Raw genomic sequence first — 19,092 nt, 5'->3', positions numbered from 1 at the left:
CCCGGCCGGGCCACCCCGCCGGTCTGCCACACTGGCCCGCGTGACCGCCCACGCCGACCCGGCAACCCCCGTCTCCCGCCGCTGGTCGGCACTCGACACCGCCGCCGGCGGCCTCGCCCTCGACCTGGGCCTCTACGCCGCCGCCACCGTCTTCGCCGCGATCACCGCCGCCACCTCCACGCTCCCGCCGCACCGCGCCTGGGGCACCGTCGCCACCATCGGGTACGCGCTCGCCACGCTCGCCGCGACCACCCAACTGCTCGCCCGCCGCCGCAACCCCGGCACACCCCTGGCCGGCCTGCCCGCACGGTGGACCGTCGCCGCTCTCACCTGGGCCGCCACCGCGCTGCTGCCGATCGTCACGCAGAGCATCGAACGCGCCGGCGGACGCACCGACCGCGCCCAGGAGGAGGTGATCGTGGTCGAACACGCCGGCGCCCGCCTCGCCGAGCACGGCACCCCCTACCTCGGACCCGACGCCATCGCCGCCCTGCCCCCCGGCGAGCAACTCCTCGGCTACACCCCCTACCAGCCCGGGATGGCGCTGTTCGGGCTGCCCCGAGCCGCCGTCGACGCCTGGTGGACCGACTCCCGCGTCTGGTTCGCCGTCGTCACCGCGCTCACCCTCGTCGCGCTCGTCGCCACGCTGCGCGCAAGGCGCGGCCCGGCCGCACCCCGCCGCGACGCCGCCGTGCTGCGCGCCGTCCAGGCCGCCACCGTCCTGCCCGTCTGCGCGCTCACCCTGGCCACCGGCGGCGACGACCTCCCCGTACTCGCGCTCTGCCTTCTCGCCCTCGCGCTCGCCGCCGCCGGACGACCCGGCCGGGCCGGCCTCGCGGTCGGCGCCGCCGGCGCCCTGAAACTCTTCGCCTGGCCGGTCGCCGTCGTGCTGATCTTCTGGGCCGCCACCCGCCGCGCCGCGACCCGCACCGCCCTCGGCGCCATCGGCCTGCCCGTCCTCGCGCTGGTCCCGGTACTGCTCGTCGACCGCGACGCCCTCGTCGAGAACGTGCTGCGCTTCCCGCTCGGCCACGGCCTCGTCACCAGCCCCGCCCAGTCACCGTTCCCCGGGCACCTCATCGCCGAGACACTCCCGGCCGGCCGCGCCGTCACCGCCGTGCTGCTCGTCGCCGCCGGACTGGCCATCGCCGTCCGGCTGCTGCGCCGCCCGCCCCGCACCGCCGCCACCACGGCCCTCATCTGCGGGTACGGGCTGCTCGCCGCGATCCTGCTGATGCCCTCCACCCGCTTCGGGTACCTGCTCTATCCGGCCGCGCTGCTCGTCCTCGCCCCGGCGCTCACCCGACCGGACGACCCGGCGGCATTCCCGGCAACCGCCCCGCGCGAACCGGCCGGAAGGCGTACACCTGAGGGATGACCACCTACCGCGACCGGGCCGAGGCGGGACGCGAACTCGCCGAACGCCTCACCGACCTCGCCGGTCGGCCCGACGTCATCGTGCTCGGCCTGGTCCGCGGCGGCGTACCCGTCGCCCAGGTGGTCGCCGACCGGCTCGGCGCGCCACTGGACGTGCTCGTCGTCCGCAAGCTCGGCGTGCCCTGGGCACCAGAGGTCGCCTACGGCGCACTCGGCCCCGGCGGCGTCCAGGTCCTCAACGAGATGGTCGCCGGCCGGATCAGCGAGAACGACCGCGCCCAGGTCCGCCGCCGCGAACAGGCCGAACTGGAACGCCGCGAACAGCGCTACCGCAGCGGCCGCCCACCGCTCGACCTCACCGGGCGCACCGCCGTCATCGTGGACGACGGACTCGCCACCGGCGCCACCGCCCGCGCCGCCGTCCAGGTCGCCCGCCACCTCGGCGCCGCCCGCGTCCTGGTCGCCGTCCCGGTCGGCTCCGAGCAGGCGTACGACATGCTCGCCGCCGACGCCGACACGGTCGTGACCTGCCAACTCCCGCACGACTTCGCCGCCGTCGGCGCGTACTACGAGGACTTCCACGAGGTCTCCGACGACGAGGTCACGCAGGCGCTGACCGCCACTGCGTGAAAACACCCGGTACCGTCGTTGTCATGCAGATGACCTGTCCCAAGTGCCGCGGAGAAATGCGCCAGTACGAGCGCAGCGGAGTAGTCATCGACCAGTGCGGCGAATGCCGGGGCATCTTCCTCGACCGCGGCGAGCTGGAAAAGCTGTTCGATGCCGAGGCCAACTGGAACCAGCAGCACGGCGGCACCCGGCAGGCCGCGCCCTCCGGAGCCGGCTACCCACCGCCCCCGCCGCCCCCGCCCGCCGCCGCGCCGCACCAGCCCGGCTACGGCGCCGTCCCCCCGCCCCCTCCTCCGCCGCCGCCCGGCCACGGCTACGCGCAGCCCGCGTACGGCCACGGTCAGCAGCAGCACTACGGCTACCACGGCCACTACCGGCGCAAGAAGAAGCACGGCTTCCTCGGCGAACTGTTCGACTGACCGCCGGCCACGCGCACGCCGGGCCGGTGCACCGCATCGACCCGGCGCGCTCGTCGGCGTGCCGTGCCCGCCACACCGTGGCAGGCTGCTCGCCATGAGCCCGATCCGGCAGCACGAGGCGCTGGCCCAGGCGTACGACGGCATCACCGCCGTGGTCACCCCGCTCGACGACGCCGGTCTGCAACGGCCCACCCGGTGCCGCGGCTGGCTCGTCGCCGACCTGCTCCACCACGTGCTCTGCGACGCTCAGCGCGCGCTCGTCGCCCTGGCCAGCCCCGCACCGGGACCGGCCGACGTGGACGACGTCAGCTACTGGCGTGCGTTCGCCCCCGGCGACGACGACGCGGGCGCACGGCACGCCTGGTGGGCCCGCCGCTCCGCCACCGCCTTCGACCGGCCCACCGGCGTGGTCCGCCTCTGGGCCGACACCGCACCCGCCGCCGTCCGCGCGGCCGCCGCAGCCGACCCCGACGGGTACGTGACCACGCAGGGCCACGTGCTGCGCGTACCCCATCTGCTCGCCACCCTGACCACCGAGGCGGTCATCCACCACCTGGACCTGGTGGTGGATCTGCCGGACGCGCCGCGGCCGGCGGCCGACCCGACGCGGGTCGCGGTGACCACGATGGACGGCCTGGTCAGCGACGACGCGGTACGGCCGGCCGGCTGGGACGACCACGACTACCTGCTGAAGGCCGCCGGGCGGGTGCCGCTCACCGACCGGGACCGGCTGGAGCTGGGCGAGGCCGCCGGCTGGTTCCCGCTGCTCGGCTGACGCCGCTCAGACGATCGCCATGTCGACGAAGCGCGACAGGTGCAACTGGGCCGCCACCGTCACCGTGTCAGTGGGACCATTTCTGTGCTTTGCGACAATAAAGTCCGCTTCGCCCGCTCGCGGCGATTCCTTGTCGTAGTAGTCGTCGCGGTGCAAGAGGATAACAACGTCGGCATCTTGCTCGATCGAGTTGTGCGCGGCGATCCCGTTGGCGATGAAGTTGTGTGTGCCGAGCACCGTGGCGTCGTAAACGTCCTTCTCGCCGACTGACTCGATCGAGACGATCTCGTCCCAGAAGATGTCGTTCGTGGCGTGCAGGTCGAGATCCGCAGAGTCCAGCACCGCGGCCACCTTGGCGAGACGGGACCGGCTGGGTGCACGCTTCCACATCGCGCTGCCGGAGAACTGGGTTCCGACGGCCGCCGCGAACTCCCGGTGGCTCATTTTGCGCTCCGCCAGGACCTCCCGAACCCGTGACCACACCTCCCTGGGAACGGTGTCCACGTTCGGGTTACTGATGACGGATTCGAGAATCACCAGCAGCGCCGCGCAGCTGTTGGCGCGCTCACCGTGCACACCGATTTCCCGAAGGAAGCGGAGCTGGTCGTCTCGGCCGGAGATGTCCAGGGTGTACTGCGGCCGGTGTCCAGCGACCGGTACCTGCCGCAGTCGAGCCGAGATTCCGTAGCGAAGCAGCAGGCGTGAGATGTCCTCCAGCATGCGCCGCGACGTGGAGGAGAAGTAGACCCGTCCGCCTCGGCCGGACTTGTTGACGGTCACGGACCCGTCGGTGGCCCAGAGGTGCCGAAGGAAGAGGGTGATCTGCTCCTTGGGCAGACCGAACACCGCTTGAGGTACGAACTTCTCGTGGGACCGCAGCCCGAACAGCCCCAACCCGTCCAGCCACTCGGCGATCGGATTCCGCCGCCCGCGAGCGAGCCGGAATGGTGCCGGTAGCCGGAGCGTGGTCACTCGGGCAGCCGGGTAGTCGTCTCGCACAGCCGTGATCCCGAAGTGCGTCGCGGCCTCAGTCACGGCCGCCAGGTTGGCCTCGTCACAACTGGCGTAGCGGATCGGCTGCCGGCGGACGAACGAGCCATCCCCGAGGAGGTGTGCCAGCATGACCACCGCCGACTCGGCCCACGGCTGGATGTTCAGCGGCGGCGGAATGTGCCGAGGCGCGGCGAGCCGCGTTCCAACCGTGAGTTCCTCCAGTGGCACCCACCCGCCGAACGTGAGGAAAGGATGGTTGGCAGTCGCTTCCACCTGTTTCCCGGAGGCGAGGGTCATCCGGAACACCTCGCGCGTCCCACTGGGAAACGCGTGGGTGAGCGTTCGGGGGGTGTAGCGGAGACCTTCATCGAGGGCCCAAACAGGAACGTCCCTGACGTTCCCGGCAAGGAGCGCCCCGAGAGTGATCTCCGAGTTGTCATCGGCTCGTACGAGCCTGGTGTCGGCCGTCAGGCAGCCCGATTCACGCAGGTCGGACAACTGCGGACGCTTGTCGGTGCGCTGCTCGGGGCCACGGTTCAGCTGACTCACCGCGATCACCGGGCATTCGACCTCCTTGGCCAGCAGCTTCAGGCCACGGGACAGGTCCGCGACCTCCTGCTGCCGGCTCTCCGTGCGCTTCGGCGAGGTCATAAGTTGGAGATAGTCGACAACGATCAGCTTCAAGTCGTGCTTCTGCTTGAGCCGCCGCGCCTTCGCCCGGATCTCCATCAGGTTCATGCTCGGCGTGTCGTCGACGAAGAGCGGCGCCTCGCTGATCTCACCCATGCAGCGGGCCAGCTTGGTCCAGTCGTCGTCGGAGAGCTGCCCGCTCCGCAGGACGTGCAGAGGTACACGTGCCTCGGCCGAGAGGAGTCGCATGACGATCTCGACCTTGCTCATTTCCAGCGAGAAGATCGCCGCCGCCTGGTTGGCGCGAATAGCCGCGTTTCGGGCGAAGTCCATGCTCGCCGTGCTGTTGTGCGTCGGAATCATCGAGCGGCCCGCCAGATACAGATGGTCGGGATTGTCGACTGTCACGCAGCGCACCGGGACGCTCGGCACCCGGCGGACGTCCACGACGAACCGCGAGTGGGAGCGGACGTCCGAGGACGACCGGCGCCGGACCGCATGGGCGGTCCGCTTCCGCTGCAGCCGGAAGACCGTGTCCGGGGTGGAGAAGTTCAGCGTGTACGCGATCGAAGATTCCTCGGTGCGGCCGCGCACCCTGCGCTCGGTCATGGTGCACCGATAGCCCAGGCTGACGACGAGTTCCCGTACTCCGTCGATCAAGCGTCGCGAGGTGGACGTGTACTGAAGGTTCCCGGTCGGCGCCACGGTGCCGTCGGTGTCCATGAGCCCGGCGAGCAACGCCCGGCGCTGAGGTTCGGAGGCGCGTAGGTAGTCCTGCGGAATGTGCTTGTCGTAGGCCACCCCGACTCGGCGGAGCAGGGCCAGGAAGGAGCCGTTCCGCTCGTGGCACTCGGCGCAGCGGCGGGTTCCGGGGTTCTCCCGCAGGGCACGGGTGGAGCCGCCGCAGTCGACGCAGGTGCGGTCCACCGTCCTGGCCGGCGTGGGCAGATGCACGCTGTAGACCATGGGCCCGCTCGGGCGTACCAGGAAGCCGTCCTGGGCCACGAGGTCGACCATCTCGGCGTCCGCGGTGGTGAAGCGGCTGGCCCCGGTGTGCCCGTCGCCGAGCCACACCCCAAGGGTGTACGGCGGGACGGTCAGGTCACGTTCCGGAAGTCGGAGCGGTGCGCAGTTGCGCACGGCGTGGTTGAGACGGCGGTCGGCCGTCTCGGTGCGCAGCGTGGCCGCGATCTGCGCCGTCGTGACGATTCCGTCGTGTTCGGCGCGGCTGCCGGCGTTGACCTGTCGTTCCGCTCGGGCGCGGAGGCCGGAGATCAACGCGCCCACCGGGTAGCCCGGCGTCGTCCAGTTGTGCGTCTTGCCTTTCCGGGTCACCGGGCGGGCAACCCGGCCGTTGGAACCCACCTTCTGCGCCACCGTGTGAAGCACGTTGCGGAATTCCGGGCCGACCTGTTCCAGGGTTTCCGCGAGAGAGACCAGGCGATGCGGTTCGGCGGATGCGGCCACCTCGGCCGCCCGTACCTTCGCCAACGCCGGCTCGGGCCAGTGGCGTCGCCGGAGTGGCTCGGGCTGGCGGCGGCTGGCCCGGGTCGTGGTCTTCCACAGGTGCTCGGCGTCCGCCACGATGACCGAGCCGTCGGAGAACTCGACCTCGTAGCAGGGGCGGTCGTACATCACGTCGAAGACGTTGGTGATCGCCGTCGGGGTGCCGTCCGCGGCGAGGAGCTGCTCGCCGACGCGCACCTCACCCATGGTGGTCCAGCCCTGTGGGGTGGGCAGCGGGGTGTCGAGTGCGAGCGCCTTACCGAGACCAGGCCGCCCGGCCACGATGATGAGCTGGCCGGCGTGCAGGCCGTTGAGCAGGCGGTCGAGGTCGGTGAATCCGGTCGGCACACCGGTCATCACCCCGCCCTGGGCGCCGACCGCCTCGATCTCGTCGAGCGTCGGCTGGAGCATGTCGGCCAGGACGGCGAAGTCCTCGCTGACGCGCTTCTCGGTGATCTCGTAGACGGCCTGCTGGGCGAGGTCGACGATGTCGTCGACGTCGCGGCTGCCGCTCGGGCCGGTGCCGTAGCCGAGCTGCACGATCCGGGTGCCGGCCTCGACCAGCCGGCGGAGCACTGCTCGTTCGCCGACGATGCGGGCGTAGTAGGCGGCGTTCGCGGCGGTGGGCACGCTGGCGATCAGCGTGTGCAGGTAGGGGGCGCCGCCGATCCGGGCGAGGTCGCCGGAGTCGGCGAGCGCGGCCGCCACGGTGATCGGGTCGGCGGGTTCCCCGCGCCCGTAGATGTCCAGGATCGCGTCGAAGATGGTGGCGTGGACCGGGCGGTAGAAGTCGCCTGTCTTCAGGATCTCCACGACGTCCGCGATGGCGTCCTTGGAGAGCAGCATGCCGCCGAGTACGCACTGCTCGGCGGCGACGTCCTGGGGTGGTGTCTTCTCGAACGGCGCATCGCGCGGCGGCGGCTCGGGCGGTTGCCCCCCGGTCCGGTCCGCACGCGTCTCGTCGGTGACCGACACGGGTTCCCCCCTCGCTGCGTCGGATCGAGTCCAGCTGTATCGCTGGGGTATGACAACTCTCCGCCGACCCTCCGGTCGATCGGGGGTCATCGCCCGGCGGTCGGGGGACCACGATACGGAACCCGAGGTCAACCGCTCAACAAGGCCGGTGGATGAGCCTCGGGACAACCTGTGGACGCATGGGGACAGGCATGTGCGCAGGGTGTGCACAGGGGTGTGGAAAAGTGATGGGGAATTCCGGGCTTATCGCCTCTGAGCTGGGCTTTTCCTATCCCCACCCTGTGGACGGAAGATTTCCGGCCGAGCTTTGTCGTCGTTCGTCCCGTACTATCGCTGCGAACGGCGACACCTGGGACAGCGGGTTTATTTTCGGGTTGAGAGAGGTCACGCTCCGGCCGTGAGACACCGGGACTGGGGAAGCGGGGAGGACAGCCCGCGCGAGCGACGGCCGAGCGGTTCCTGGGACGAGCCCGCCGGACCGCGCCGGGTCGGCTCGTACGCACCGGAGGGCTACCGCACGGCGAGCCGGCGGCGGGCGATCGAGCGTGGCCAGGACGAGCCGGTGGAGACGTACCTTCCCCGTTGGGTGCTGGAGTCCGGGGTGAGTCGCGCGGACGGCGGCGGGCGGCATGCCGCGCCGGACGACGACGAGGTGGAGACGCCGTCCTCGGGCGGTGGTTGGCGGGCGGACGCCGGCCCGCGTCGCGATCTGCGCGCGATCGGTGCGGGTCCGTTGTCGGACCACACCGCCGAGTGGACGATGGACGCCCCGCAGGAGCGGGGGTACGTGGGCAACCGGCGGGCGGACGAGGACGACGAGCCGGTGTCGGGGCCGGCGCCCCGGAGTCGTCCGCGTCGGGCGGCGACGCGCCGGCCGCAGGTGACCTGGTCCGGGCTGCCGGAGTCGGCGGGTGCGAGCGAGGAGCCGGCGGGATCGGACGGTGAACGGCCGGCGGGTCGGCGTCGCCGGTCGGCGTCGGGTTCCTCCTGGCCGCCGGCGGCGGAGTCGGACTCCACGTGGTCGCGGCCGGCGGTCCCGGACGGCGCGTGGTCCCGCTCGGGGACGGATGCCGAGTGGCCGGCGGCGTCGGATGCGGGCCGGTCGGCGTCGAACGCCACGGAGTCGGACCCGACCTGGGGACAGACGGCGGCGAGGGCGGCGGCGTCGGGGTCGGCGCGGCCGCAACCGGCGGCGGATCCGTGGCAGCGCCGCCGGAGCGCCGAGCGTGAGCCGGTGGAGCCGCCCGCTGTCGATCCGTGGGACGCGTCGGGGGTGCACGCCTGGGACCGGCCGGTGCCCGCGACCCGCTGGGAGCGGGCGGAGAGCCGGTGGGACCGTACGGAGCACACGGGTGAGTGGGACCGGTTCACCGACACCGGTTTCCTGGAGCCGGTGCGGGACACCGACGACCGGTACGCGGAGGCCGATCCGTGGGACCGTTCGGCGCCGTCGGTGCGGGAGGGCTGGGCGTCGCCGGACCGGGCCGAGGCGTTCTGGTCGGGTACCCGGCTCTCCGGTGACGATCCGCGGTGGATGGAGACGCCGTCGACGGCTCCCCGCTCGCCCGCGGTGGCGTACTCGGCGCCGCGTCCGCGTACCGTGCCTCGCCGTCGCCCGGTGGAGCCGGCGGCGTCGACGTTGCGGCGGCGGGTGGAGACGATCGGCGGCGGTTCGTGGGGCCGGCGGCTGGAGGACGACCTGCTGGACCCGGATCCGGGTGGTCCGTTGCGGCCGCTGGTCTACACGGCGGCCTGCTATCTGGTTCCGGCGGTGCTGCTCGTGATCGGTCTGCTGTTCCTGAGCGGCCAGCCTCCGGCGGGGTGCGTCACGGACATCACCGGCGGTGGTTGTGACTCGCCGCGTGCGCACGCGCTGGAGTCGCTGTTGTCGGCGGCGCCACGGTTCGGGCTGGCGATGGTGAGCAGTCTGGTGGTGGCGGTGGTGCTGCGGCAGGTCGGGACGACGTGGCGGTCGGCGACCGTGGCGCTGGCGGCCGCGGTGGTGGGTGGTGGCCTGTCCACGGTGGTGATCAGCGCGGTGACCGGCACGCCGCTCGGTTGAGCGGCGAGGATGCGGAAAGGCCCGCACCGGCGACCGGTGCGGGCCTTTCGCGTCGTGCTTCGGGTGTCAGCCCTTGACCACGTTCAGGTCGAACTTGGCGGTCACCTCGGGGTGCAGCCGGATGCTGACCGGGTAGGAGCCGAGTGCCTTGATGTGGCCGGGCAGCTCCAGCCGGCGGCGGTCCAGGGTCGGGCCGCCGGCGGCCTTGACGGCGTCGACGATCTCGGCCGGGGTGACCGAGCCGAAGAGCCGCCCGCCGTCGCCGGCGCGGGCCTTCAGGTTGACCTTCAGACCCTCGATCTGGGCCTTGACCTCGGTGGCGTGGCCGAGGTCGCGGATCTCGCGGGCCGAGCGGGCCCGCTTGATGACCGTGACCTGCTTCTCCGCGCCCTTGGTCCAGGCGATCGCGAAGCCCTGCGGCAGCAGGTAGTTACGGCCGAAGCCGTCCTTCACCTCGACGATGTCGCCCGGAGAGCCGAGGCCGGACACCTCCTGGGTCAGGATGATCTTCATGTCCGTGCCTCCTCTCAGCGGGTCGTGGCCGTGTACGGCAGGAGCGCCATCTCGCGGGCGTTCTTGACCGCACGGGCGATCTGCCGCTGCTGCTGCGAGGTCACGCCGGTCACCCGTCGAGCGCGGATCTTGCCGCGGTCGGAGATGAACTTGCGCAGCAGCGCGGTGTCCTTGTAATCGATGTAGGTGATCCCGTCCTTGTCGAGCGGGTTCACCTTCTTCTTCGGCTTGCGAAGTGCCGCAGCCTTGGCCATTGCTCGTGCTCCTGGTTTGCGATCGCGGGCGCTCGGCGCCATTAGAACGGAGGCTCCTCGTCGAAGTTTCCGCCCGAACCACCGCGGGAGGGGGCGGGGGCAGCAGAGGCCCAGGGGTCGTCGAAGTTGCCTCCGCCGCCGCCCTGGCCGCCACCACCACCGAAGCCGCCGCCACCGCCACCGGAGCGGGACATCTTCTGCACCTTCGCCGTGGCGTAGCGCAGCGACGGGCCGATCTCGTCGACCTCCAGCTCGATGACGGTGCGCTTCTCACCCTCACGGGTCTCGTACGACCGCTGGCGCAGTCGGCCGGACACGATCACGCGAGCGCCGCGCTGCAGCGACTCGGCGACGTTCTCGGCGGCCTGGCGCCAGACCGTGCACGAGAGGAACAGCGGCTCGCCGTCCTTCCACTCGCCGGAGGCCTTGTCCATGAAGCGGGGCGTCGAAGCGACCCGGAACTTGGCGACCGCCGCGCCGGAGGGGGTGAATCGCAACTCGGGGTCATCGGTCAGGTTGCCGATGACCGTGATGGTGGTGTCTCCTGCCATGACCATCTCCTCGCGCACTCATCTTTGTGCCGTTCAGGCTCTCAGAGCCGTACGACAGCGTGGATGAGGCTTGTGATCCGGACGTGCCGGGTCTAGATGCTCAGCGCATCTCCGGTCGGATGACCTTGGTGCGCAGCACCGACTCGTTGAGTCGGAGCTGACGGTCCAGCTCGCCAACGGCCTCCGGCGTCGCCTGGAGGTCGATGACGGCGTAGATGCCCTCGGCCTTCTTGTTGATCTCGTACGCGAGGCGCCGGCGGCCCCACACGTCGGTCTTCTCCACCGAGCCACCCGCGGTCCGGATCACGTTCAGGTACGTGTCGAGCGACGGGGCGACGGTGCGCTCCTCGAGGCTGGGGTCGAGGATCACCATGACTTCGTAATGACGCAAGACGTGCTCACCTCCTGTGGGCTAAGCGGCCACGGTCCTTCCGTGGCAGGAGGTCGTGCGTCGCTGCCGTGGCCGGTGCCGGGGGAACCCGGCCGGACACACGGACAACCGGACCAGGATAGCCGGTCCGGACGATCATGTCCGGGCCGGTGGTCCCGGTGCGGCGACAGGGGCCCACCTCCGGCCACGAGAGCCGGCAGGTGGACCCCTGTACACGGGACCGCGGGGCGTCCCGTCCGCATTCCTTGGGTGGGACCTGGGGAGGAACGACCACACCGATGAGGTTGGATCGAAGGCGCCCCGCGGAGCTTTATCGTGTTGTCACCTGGTCTGACCATACAATGGCTCTCGTCACCACTTGGGGCAAATGGAAGAATTGGTCCTACTGCTGGCCCCCGTACCGGGATGACGAGCGGATCCCGCCCCGTCGTGCCGGGCCGCACGGCGGGGCGCCCCGTTTCCGGGGGTCCACCCTCGCCCGTCCGTGCTGTGGACCACGTGCGGGCGGAGCGTCGACCATCGATCCCACCTCGGACAACGACCGCCGGGCCCGGTGGTGACGCGTTCGACCCGCCGGGCGCCTCGCGCGAGCGCGCCGACCGTCGCAGGCGCGACGTAGGCTGCCCTGCATGCGAATCGGAGCCCACGTCGATCCGACCGACCCGCTGGCCGAGGCGGCCGCCCGGCAGGCCGAGGCGGTCCAGTTCTTCCTGGCCGACCCGCAGGGCTGGAAGGCCCCGAAGCCGCGCGAGGACGCCGCGCGCCTGCGTTCCGCCGACGTCGACCTCTACGTGCACGCGCCGTACGTGATCAACGTGGCCACGCTCAACAACCGGATCCGCATCCCCAGTCGCAAGCTGCTGCTCGCCCACGCCACCGCCGCGGCGGACGTCGGGGCCAAGGGGCTGATCGTGCACGGCGGCCACGTCAACGCCGGCCACGACGTCGCCGTCGGGTTCGACAACTGGCGCAAGACCTTCGCGTACGCGGCGGACTCGGGCGGCTTCCCGCTGCCGGTGCTGATCGAGAACACCGCCGGCGGCGACAACGCCTGTGCCCGGCACCTGGACTCGCTGGCCCGGCTCTGGGACGCGCTCGGCGACCACGAGGTCGGCTTCTGCCTGGACACCTGCCACGCGTACGCGGGCGGCGAGGAACTGCTGGGCCTGGTCGACCGGGTGAAGGCGATCACCGGGCGGATCGACCTGATCCACGCGAACAACTCCAAGGGCGCGTTCAACTCGGGCCAGGACCGGCACGACAACCTCACCGGCGGCACCATCGATCCGGAGCTGCTGGTGGCGGTGATCCGCGCGGCGGGCGCGCCGGTGATCGTGGAGACCCCCGGCGGCGTCGAGGGCCAGGCCGCCGACATCGCGTTCCTGCGCGGGCAGTTGGGCGCGGCGGCGTGACGACCGAGCAGTCCGGCACCACCGGCCGCCGGTCCGGCGCCGAGCCCGGGCCGGACGGCGGCGCGGCCGCGCAGGACCGGCCGGACGAGAAGGAGGCAGCCGACGCGCCCTCGGCCGGCAAGGCCGAGGCGGCCGGCAAGGCGGACGCCGGGCCCAGGGCTGGCAAGGCGGACGCCGAGCCCGGGGCCGGCACCCCGGACGAGGCCGCCGGGAAGAAGGCCGAGGCCCGGGACGAGGCCGCCGGCGAGAAGGCCGAGAGCGGGGACAAGGCCGCAACGGGTACGGCCGGCGACGAGCCCGCCGATCCCTGGTCCGCGTTCGGGCCCGCGCCGGAGCCGGTGCTCGGCCGGGCCCGCCGGGCCGTCCGCGCGGCCGGCCGGTTCCTGGTGCACGAGTGGACGCTCGCCGCCGTCGCCGCGCTGGCCCTGGCCGCGGCGATGACCTGGCCCACGCTGCGCTATCCGCGGCACACGCTGCCGCAGGACTACTGGGATCCGAGCCTGCAGGCGTGGCAGATGGCGTGGTCCGGCCACATCCTGCGGACCGACCCGGCGATGCTGTGGCACGCGAACACGTTCTATCCGGAGAACTGGAGCTTCGCGTTCTCCGACACGCTCCTCGGGTACGCCCCGGCCGGCCTGATCGGGGTCGGCCCGGAGCACGCCGTGCTGCGCTACAACATCATGTTCGTGCTGGCCCACGCGCTCGCCGCGTTCGGCGCGTACGCGCTGGCCCGGCAGCTCGGCGCGGGCCGCATCGGCGGCGCGGTGGCCGGTGCGGGCTTCGCCTACGCGCCGTGGCTGCTGGCCCAGGCGGGGCACCTGCACATCCTCTCCAACGGCGGCATCCCGCTGGCGCTGGCCATGCTGGCCCGGGGTCACGGCTGGTCGCTGCGGTACGGCTACCGGCCGCGCCGCCGGCACGCGGGCTGGGCGTTCGCCGGGTGGCTGGTGGCCGCGTGGCAGCTCAGCCTGGGGTTCGGCATCGGGCTGCCGTTCGCGTACATGCTGGCCGGGACAGGTGTGGTCGCGGTGGTGCTGTGGTTCGTGCGGCGGCGCCGGGTGAGGCGTCCGTTCGGCCGGCGCCTGTTCCTGGCCGACGTGTTCGGCGGGCTCGCCTTCGCCGCGGTGGGTGCGGCGCTGGCGGTGCCGTACTTCAAGGTCGCCGAGCTGCACCCGAACGCGGAGCGGACGCTCGGTGACATCGGGCTCTACTCGCCGCCGGCGAGCGGGTTCTTCACCGCGCCGGCCGAGTCCCGGGTCTGGGGTGGGCTGCACGAGGGCGCCCGCGCCGTGCTGCCCTGGCATCCGGAGATGACGCTGCTGCCGGGCTTCGCGCTCTACGCGCTCGCCGCCGGTGGCCTGTTCTTCTCGGTCTGGCGGGTCCGGCACCGGATCTTCCTGCTGGCCGGGGTGCTCGTGACGATGGCCCTGGCGATGGGCACCCGGTTCTTCGGCGGCCGGTTCACCTACGTGCCGTTGTTCGACTACCTGCCGGGCTGGAGCGGGCTGCGCACGCCGGGCCGGATGATGCTCTGGACCACGCTGCTGCTGGGCCTGCTCGCGGCCGGCGCGGTCACCGCGTTCTGCATGCGGGTACGCGAGCTGGCCGCTGAACGGGTGCCGCCGTGGCCGGGCCCGTGGCTGCGCCTGGCCACGCTGCTGCCGTTGGCGCTGGTGCTCGTGGAGGGGCTGAACGCCACGCCGCAGCCGGTGGTGCCGCGGCAGCCGGCGGCGATGCGGACCGTCGACGGCCCGATGCTGGTGCTGCCGAGCAGCCAGAACCTGGACCAGCCGGTGATGCTCTGGTCCACCGATCGGTTCCAGCCGATGGTCAACGGCGGTAGTGGTTTCACGCCGCGTTCCCAGGCTCGGATCCGCGAGGCGACAGTCAGCTTCCCGGACTACGCGAGCGTCGACTACCTGCGGCAGATCGGCGTGAAGAACGTGGTCGTGTTGCGTGACGAGCTGGACGGCACCCCGTGGGAGGGGTTGCTCGACCGGCCGGTCGACACGCCGGGAGTGACCCGGGAGCAGGCCGGCGACGCGGTCGTGTTCCGGCTGTAGGCCGGCACACGACTGCCTCGGTCACACCGGAACGGGTTCGGCGGGCCGTTCGGCGGCGCGTGCCCGCCATCGCTGATGCCAGGGTGCGTCGGGCGCGCCGTCGAGCACCCCGCCGTCCGGGTCGTCGGCGTAGGTGTGCCGGACGACGTCCAGTTCGGGCCGCAGGATGTCCCGGATGACGAACCCGCAGAGCACCGCCACGGTGATCAGGCGCAGGCTCGACGCCAGCACGAAGACGCCCTCGGGGAAGACGGGCCGGGACATGGCCGTGCCGAGCAGTTCGCCGTAGAACGCGGCGAAGTAGCAGACCTCGGCGACCTGCCAGGCCAGGAACGCGCCCCAGCGCGGCCGGGCGAGCACCGCGAGCGGCAGCAGCCAGAGCACGAACTGCTGGGACCACACCTTGCTGAAGATGAGGAACGCGGCGACTACCAGGAAGGCGAGCTGGGCCAGCCGGGGGCGGCGCGGCGCGAGCAGCGCCAGTCCGGCCACGCCGAGGCAGGCCAGGCCGAAGAGCAGGTACGACAGCCAGTTGAGGGTGGGGATGTTCGCGTTGAGCCACTCGAAGGGCCCGAGTTGGCCGGGTGAGGACGGGCTGATCCGGCCGTCCAGGTAGCGGCCGATGTACCAGAGCGTGCCCCAGTCGATGGGGCGTGTGGTGTTCAGGTCGAAGAAGCGTTCCCAGTTCTCCCGGTAGGGGATCGCCACCGGCAGGTTCACGGCCACGAGCGTCACCAGCGCGGTCGCCGTGGCGACGAGCCCGGCCAGCAGTTTGCCGGCGCGCAACGCGAGGACCAGGATCGGGCCGAGGATGAACAGCGGCCACATCTTGGCCGCGCCGCCCAGTCCGATGAGGACGCCTGCTACTCCGGGCAGCAGCAGCGCGTACCGGTCGGGCCGGGCGCGCGCCCAGGCCAGCAGGCCGAACGCGGCCAGGCCGATGGCGAGCAGATCCCAGTTGACGGTGGCGGTGAGCAACAGCGCCGGGGAGAGCGCGAACAACGCGGCGTCCCAGGGTCGTCGTCGGCGCAGGCTGAGGATCACCGCGACGGTGGCGACCGCGAGCGCGCCGAGTACCAGCGCGTTCAGGTTGTAGAACCACTGGCCCTGGTTGATGGCGGGGTTGTCGGCGCCGAGGGCGTGCACCGGCAGGCCGAGCGCGCCCATGAAGTACCCGGTCAGCACCGGGTACTCCACCGGGTGGTCGGCGTAGGGCACCTTGCCCTCGTTGAGCCCTTCGGCGTAGTAGAGCGCCAGCACGTCGGTGTAGCACATCCGGGTGTACTGGATGTTGTTCTGCCAGGCGCCGTCCTGGCAGGGCGACTTCTGCACCCAGTGCAGGGCCAGCGTCAGGCACACCAGCGCCAGCACGATCCGGCCGGCGGTCCAGAACCGGCTCTCCCGGCCGGCGGGCCGGTCCAGGGCGGCGGCGTGGTCGCCGAGCGGTCCGCCGATCAGACCGGAGGCGCCCCGGACGAACCAGTCCGAGCGGGACGGGTGGTCCACCGTCTCTGCGGATCGTGGCGCCGGCTCGGACGCGCCGGGCTCATCGATGCCTGCGGGCGACTGGGTGCTCATGGAGAGGCATCCTGCCGTACACCGGGGGTCGCCGTCCCGTCGCGCGCGGAGAAATTCCGGTACGCGAAACGCGGCGGCGGCCGGACCCGAGGTCCGGCCGCCGCCGTCAGGTGGTACGCGTCAGTTCTGTCGTGTCGGTGGTGTGCTCGGTAGCAGCCCACCGCCGCCACCGCCGCCACCGGGGCGTCCACCGCCTCCGGGGAGCCCGCCCCCGCCGGGGTTGTTGCCACCCTGGTCGCCGCCACCGGGGGTGCCGCCGCCGGGCGTGCCGCCGGGGCAGAACAGGCCCAGCGGGTCGCAGTTCGGGCCGCCCGGCTGGCCGGGCTCGTTCGTCGTCGGCGGCGCCTCGCCGTTGCCGGTGTCGTCCTCGCCGACGTTCGCCGCGGGCGGGAACTCCTCCTTGTCCTTGCCCTTGAGCGCGTCGTTCATGAAGCGCTGGAAGATGTCACCGGGCATCCGGGCGCCGCTGATGTCCCGGCCGTCCTTGTACTTGATCGCCTTGCGGTCCTTGACGTTGCCGACCCAGACGGCGGTGGCGAGTTGCGGCGTGTAGCCGATCATCCAGGCGTCACCGTTGCGGGTGGTCTTGTCGCCGAGTTCCCAGGTGCCGGTCTTCTCGGCGACCTGCCGGCCACCTTCGAGCCGTTTGTTGATCTGGCCCGGGTACTGCTTCAGCACGGAGGTGACGTCGGCGGCGATGTCCCTGTCGATCCGCTGCTTAGGGTCGAGCTTCTCGCCCCCGAGCGTGTCCCACTTGCCGGTGTCCGGGTTCTGCTTCTCCACCTTGCGAATGAAGTGCGCCTTGTTGTAGACGCCCTGGTTGGCGAAGGTGGCGACGCCGTTGGCGTGGTCGAGCACGGTGATCGGGTACTGGCCGTAGCCGATGACGTGGAAGAACGGCGACGGAGCCAGGTCCTTCGGGTCGGCCTTGGTCAGGTCGTGCGCCTTGGCCGGGCTGGTGTCGGTCTGCCACATGGTGGTGACGCCGGCCTGCTTGGCCATGTCGAGCACCTTGTCCGGGCCGATCTTCTCGGTGATGTAGTAGAACGGCACGTTCAGCGACTTCAGCGTCGACAGTTCGAGCGTGCAGGAGTTTCCGCAGGAGACCTTGTCCGCGCCGGCGTTGCTGACCTTGAACTTGGTGCCCTCCGGCGTGAACCCCTCGCCCTTCCACCGGGACTTGAGCGAGATGCCTTCCTTCAGCGCCGCGGCGAGCGTGTAGATCTTGAAGCTCGAACCCGGCGAGTGACCGCCGCTGACCACGCCGTTGTCGACGTTCTTCCCGGCGTAGTCGGTGCCGGTGCCGTTGTCGCCGCCGTAGTAGGCGAGCACCCGGCCGGTCTTCGGGTCGATGGCCACCACGGCGGCCATCAGGTTCGGCGGCTGGCCGGCGAGTTCGGAGCCCTTCTTGGCCCGCTGGGCCGCGGCGAGCGCCGCCTCCTGCATCTTCTGGTTGATGGTGGTGGTGATCTTGTAGCCACCCCGGCTCAGCGCCTTCGCGCACAGCGGCTTCTTGTCGGTCGCCTCGGCCTCGTTGTCGGTGCAGAGCTTCATCTCGCGCAGTTCCTGCGAGACGTAGTTGACGATGTTGCCGTACGGGGTGTCGATGCCGAAGCCGCCGCCGCTGTTCTTCGACGGCTTCTGGATGTTCTTCGGGTACTCGGTGGGGTGCTGCGGCATGTTCGGCGCGTCGAGCCACTTCTCCGTGATCATGCCGTTGATCACGTAGTTCCACCGGTCCAGCGCGGCGGTCGGGTTGATCGCCGGGTCGTAGCCCTGGTGGGTGGCGCTCGGCTCCGGCTGCTTGATCAGCGCGGCGAGCACCGCGGCCTCGGCCACGGTCAGGCTCTTGACGTCCTTGCCGAAGTAGGTCCGCGCCGCCGCCTGGATGCCGTACGCGCCGCGGCCGAAGTAGATGATGTTCAGGTAGTGCTGCATGATCACGCGCTTGTCGTACGTGTCGTTCAGCTTGGAGGCGAGGATCGCCTCCTTCACCTTGCGGCCGTACGTGTCCTGGTTCAGGTTCTCGAACGCGTTGCGCGCGTACTGCTGGGTGATGGTCGAGGCGCCCTGCTTGTCGCCGCCGGTGAGGTTGTTCCACGCGGCGCGGGCGATGCCCTTGTAGTCCACACCGGAGTGCTTGTAGAAGTTCCGGTCCTCGGCCGCGGCGACCGCGTGCTGGACGTGCTCCGGGATCTGGTCGATGGTGACCAGCTGGCGGTTCTGGTCGCCGATCCGGGCGATGGCCTGCTTGCCGCTCGAGTCGTAGATGGTGGTCGACAGCGGCGGGATGGTGTCCTCCGGGAGCACCACCTTGGTGGAGTACCAGGTGAAGCTCACCACGCCGATACCGACGAGCATGGTGAACACGGCGAAGCCGGCGATCAGCATGTTGATCCGGCGGCGCTTCTTCGCGCGGGCCGGGTCCTCACCGCGGCCACGCCGGCCGGGGCCGGCCGGGCCGCCGGGACCACCGGGGCCGCCGCCGGCGGCGCCGGGCACCCGGGCGCGGCCACCGACCGCCGCCGCGCCGACGCTCGCGCGTGCGCCCACGCTCGCGCGCCCGCCGACGCCGGCCGCGCCGACGCTCGCCGAGCCCACCGAGGCGCGCCCGGCCGGAGCCGCCGGGGAGACCGGCACCGACGCCCGGCCGGCGCCGGCGCGTCCGGAGGCTCCGGGCGCCGGCGAGACGGGCACCGAGGCCCGGCCGCCCGCGCCGGCCCGGCCGACCGAGGCCGAGCCTGCCGCCCCGCGCGGCGCCGGAGCGGCGCCGCCGACCGAGGCCCGGCCGCCCGCGCCGTACGGTGTCGCGGAGGCGCGCGCCGAGGCGCCGCCCTCAGCCGCGCCGGACCAACCGTTCCCGCCCCGGCTCCCTCCGGAACCGGGGTCGCCGTTCGGGCCCGGGATCTGGGCCCGCCCACGCGAAGAACTGGGATCGCCGTAGTTCATTCCTCACACCC

14 protein-coding genes are annotated in these 19,092 nt (G+C 71.8%); 7 read left to right on the top strand and 7 right to left on the bottom strand.

Annotated elements, in window-relative coordinates; genetic code table 11:
* Positions 1–40: 40 nt before the first annotated feature.
* The 4 genes from ABIH81_RS08490 to ABIH81_RS08475 all read left to right on the top strand — a co-directional run bounded on the left by ABIH81_RS08490 (position 41) and on the right by ABIH81_RS08475 (position 3,201).
* Complete coding sequence (locus ABIH81_RS08490) at positions 41–1,378, top strand: glycosyltransferase 87 family protein (protein WP_349879788.1); 1,338 nt, start codon at positions 41–43, stop codon at positions 1,376–1,378.
* Positions 1,375–2,007 carry a phosphoribosyltransferase gene (locus tag ABIH81_RS08485; protein ID WP_349879787.1) on the top strand — a complete coding sequence of 211 codons (633 nt, stop codon included), beginning with the start codon at positions 1,375–1,377 and terminating at the stop codon, positions 2,005–2,007. Before ABIH81_RS08490 ends, ABIH81_RS08485 begins: the two co-directional genes overlap by 4 nt.
* A 23-nt stretch (positions 2,008–2,030) precedes the next feature.
* Complete coding sequence (locus ABIH81_RS08480; RefSeq protein WP_349879786.1) at positions 2,031–2,426, top strand: zf-TFIIB domain-containing protein; 396 nt, start codon at positions 2,031–2,033, stop codon at positions 2,424–2,426.
* Between the two features lie 94 nt (positions 2,427–2,520).
* The gene (locus tag ABIH81_RS08475) at positions 2,521–3,201 is read left to right on the top strand and encodes a maleylpyruvate isomerase N-terminal domain-containing protein (RefSeq protein WP_349879785.1); all 681 of its coding nucleotides are present in this window, start codon (positions 2,521–2,523) and stop codon (positions 3,199–3,201) included.
* Positions 3,202–3,207: 6 nt separating this feature from the next.
* Here ABIH81_RS08475 and ABIH81_RS08470 read toward each other — a convergent pair whose 3' ends face one another.
* Positions 3,208–7,176 carry a replicative DNA helicase gene (locus ABIH81_RS08470; protein WP_349881043.1) on the bottom strand — a complete coding sequence of 1,323 codons (3,969 nt, stop codon included), beginning with the start codon at positions 7,174–7,176 and terminating at the stop codon, positions 3,208–3,210.
* A 526-nt stretch (positions 7,177–7,702) separates the two neighbouring features.
* On the opposite strand from ABIH81_RS08470, the gene ABIH81_RS08465 reads away from it, so the two are divergent.
* Positions 7,703–9,367: a hypothetical protein gene (locus tag ABIH81_RS08465; RefSeq protein ID WP_349879784.1), complete on the top strand. Its 1,665-nt coding sequence runs from the start codon at positions 7,703–7,705 to the stop codon at positions 9,365–9,367.
* Between the two features lie 66 nt (positions 9,368–9,433).
* On the opposite strand, the gene rplI is transcribed toward ABIH81_RS08465, so the two are convergent.
* From rplI to rpsF, 4 genes are all read right to left on the bottom strand, one after another.
* Positions 9,434–9,880, bottom strand: a complete 447-nt coding sequence (rplI, locus tag ABIH81_RS08460; protein ID WP_349879783.1) for a 50S ribosomal protein L9 — start codon at positions 9,878–9,880, stop codon at positions 9,434–9,436.
* A gap of 14 nt (positions 9,881–9,894) precedes the next feature.
* The gene (gene rpsR / locus ABIH81_RS08455; RefSeq protein WP_013289355.1) at positions 9,895–10,134 is read right to left on the bottom strand and encodes a 30S ribosomal protein S18; all 240 of its coding nucleotides are present in this window, start codon (positions 10,132–10,134) and stop codon (positions 9,895–9,897) included.
* 41 nt (positions 10,135–10,175) lie between these two features.
* Complete coding sequence (locus tag ABIH81_RS08450) at positions 10,176–10,703, bottom strand: single-stranded DNA-binding protein (RefSeq protein WP_018788497.1); 528 nt, start codon at positions 10,701–10,703, stop codon at positions 10,176–10,178.
* A gap of 82 nt (positions 10,704–10,785) precedes the next feature.
* Positions 10,786–11,076 (bottom strand): 30S ribosomal protein S6, encoded by a 291-nt coding sequence (gene rpsF, locus ABIH81_RS08445; RefSeq protein ID WP_013289357.1) that lies wholly within the window; start codon positions 11,074–11,076, stop codon positions 10,786–10,788.
* Between the two features lie 629 nt (positions 11,077–11,705).
* On the opposite strand from rpsF, the gene ABIH81_RS08440 reads away from it, so the two are divergent.
* Together ABIH81_RS08440 and ABIH81_RS08435 are read left to right on the top strand one after the other, a co-directional pair.
* Positions 11,706–12,488, top strand: coding sequence for a deoxyribonuclease IV (locus ABIH81_RS08440; protein ID WP_349879782.1), 783 nt, complete (start codon positions 11,706–11,708; stop codon positions 12,486–12,488).
* Positions 12,485–14,554, top strand: coding sequence for a hypothetical protein (locus tag ABIH81_RS08435; protein WP_349879781.1), 2,070 nt, complete (start codon positions 12,485–12,487; stop codon positions 14,552–14,554). Before ABIH81_RS08440 ends, ABIH81_RS08435 begins: the two co-directional genes overlap by 4 nt.
* A 21-nt stretch (positions 14,555–14,575) precedes the next feature.
* Here the strand turns inward: ABIH81_RS08435 and ABIH81_RS08430 are convergent, their stop codons facing one another.
* Together ABIH81_RS08430 and ABIH81_RS08425 are read right to left on the bottom strand one after the other, a co-directional pair.
* The gene (locus ABIH81_RS08430; RefSeq protein ID WP_349879780.1) at positions 14,576–16,132 is read right to left on the bottom strand and encodes a glycosyltransferase 87 family protein; all 1,557 of its coding nucleotides are present in this window, start codon (positions 16,130–16,132) and stop codon (positions 14,576–14,578) included.
* 120 nt (positions 16,133–16,252) lie between these two features.
* Positions 16,253–19,081, bottom strand: coding sequence for a transglycosylase domain-containing protein (locus ABIH81_RS08425; protein WP_349879779.1), 2,829 nt, complete (start codon positions 19,079–19,081; stop codon positions 16,253–16,255).
* Positions 19,082–19,092 lie beyond the last annotated feature (11 nt).

Source organism: Micromonospora sp. HUAS YX12 (assembly GCF_040215685.1).
Lineage (GTDB): Bacteria > Actinomycetota > Actinomycetes > Mycobacteriales > Micromonosporaceae > Micromonospora > Micromonospora tulbaghiae.
This window is presented reverse-complemented; position numbering and strand designations above follow the sequence as displayed.

Coding starts and splice junctions, on each gene's coding strand:
- ABIH81_RS08430 (WP_349879780.1), bottom strand. CDS start 16,132: ATGAGCACCCAGTCGCCCGCAGGCATCGATGAGCCCGGCGCGTCCGAG.
- ABIH81_RS08425 (WP_349879779.1), bottom strand. CDS start 19,081: ATGAACTACGGCGATCCCAGTTCTTCGCGTGGGCGGGCCCAGATCCCG.
- ABIH81_RS08470 (WP_349881043.1), bottom strand. CDS start 7,176: ATGCTGCTCTCCAAGGACGCCATCGCGGACGTCGTGGAGATCCTGAAG.
- ABIH81_RS08480 (WP_349879786.1), top strand. CDS start 2,031: ATGCAGATGACCTGTCCCAAGTGCCGCGGAGAAATGCGCCAGTACGAG.
- ABIH81_RS08440 (WP_349879782.1), top strand. CDS start 11,706: ATGCGAATCGGAGCCCACGTCGATCCGACCGACCCGCTGGCCGAGGCG.
- rplI (WP_349879783.1), bottom strand. CDS start 9,880: ATGAAGATCATCCTGACCCAGGAGGTGTCCGGCCTCGGCTCTCCGGGC.
- ABIH81_RS08475 (WP_349879785.1), top strand. CDS start 2,521: ATGAGCCCGATCCGGCAGCACGAGGCGCTGGCCCAGGCGTACGACGGC.
- ABIH81_RS08485 (WP_349879787.1), top strand. CDS start 1,375: ATGACCACCTACCGCGACCGGGCCGAGGCGGGACGCGAACTCGCCGAA.
- rpsR (WP_013289355.1), bottom strand. CDS start 10,134: ATGGCCAAGGCTGCGGCACTTCGCAAGCCGAAGAAGAAGGTGAACCCG.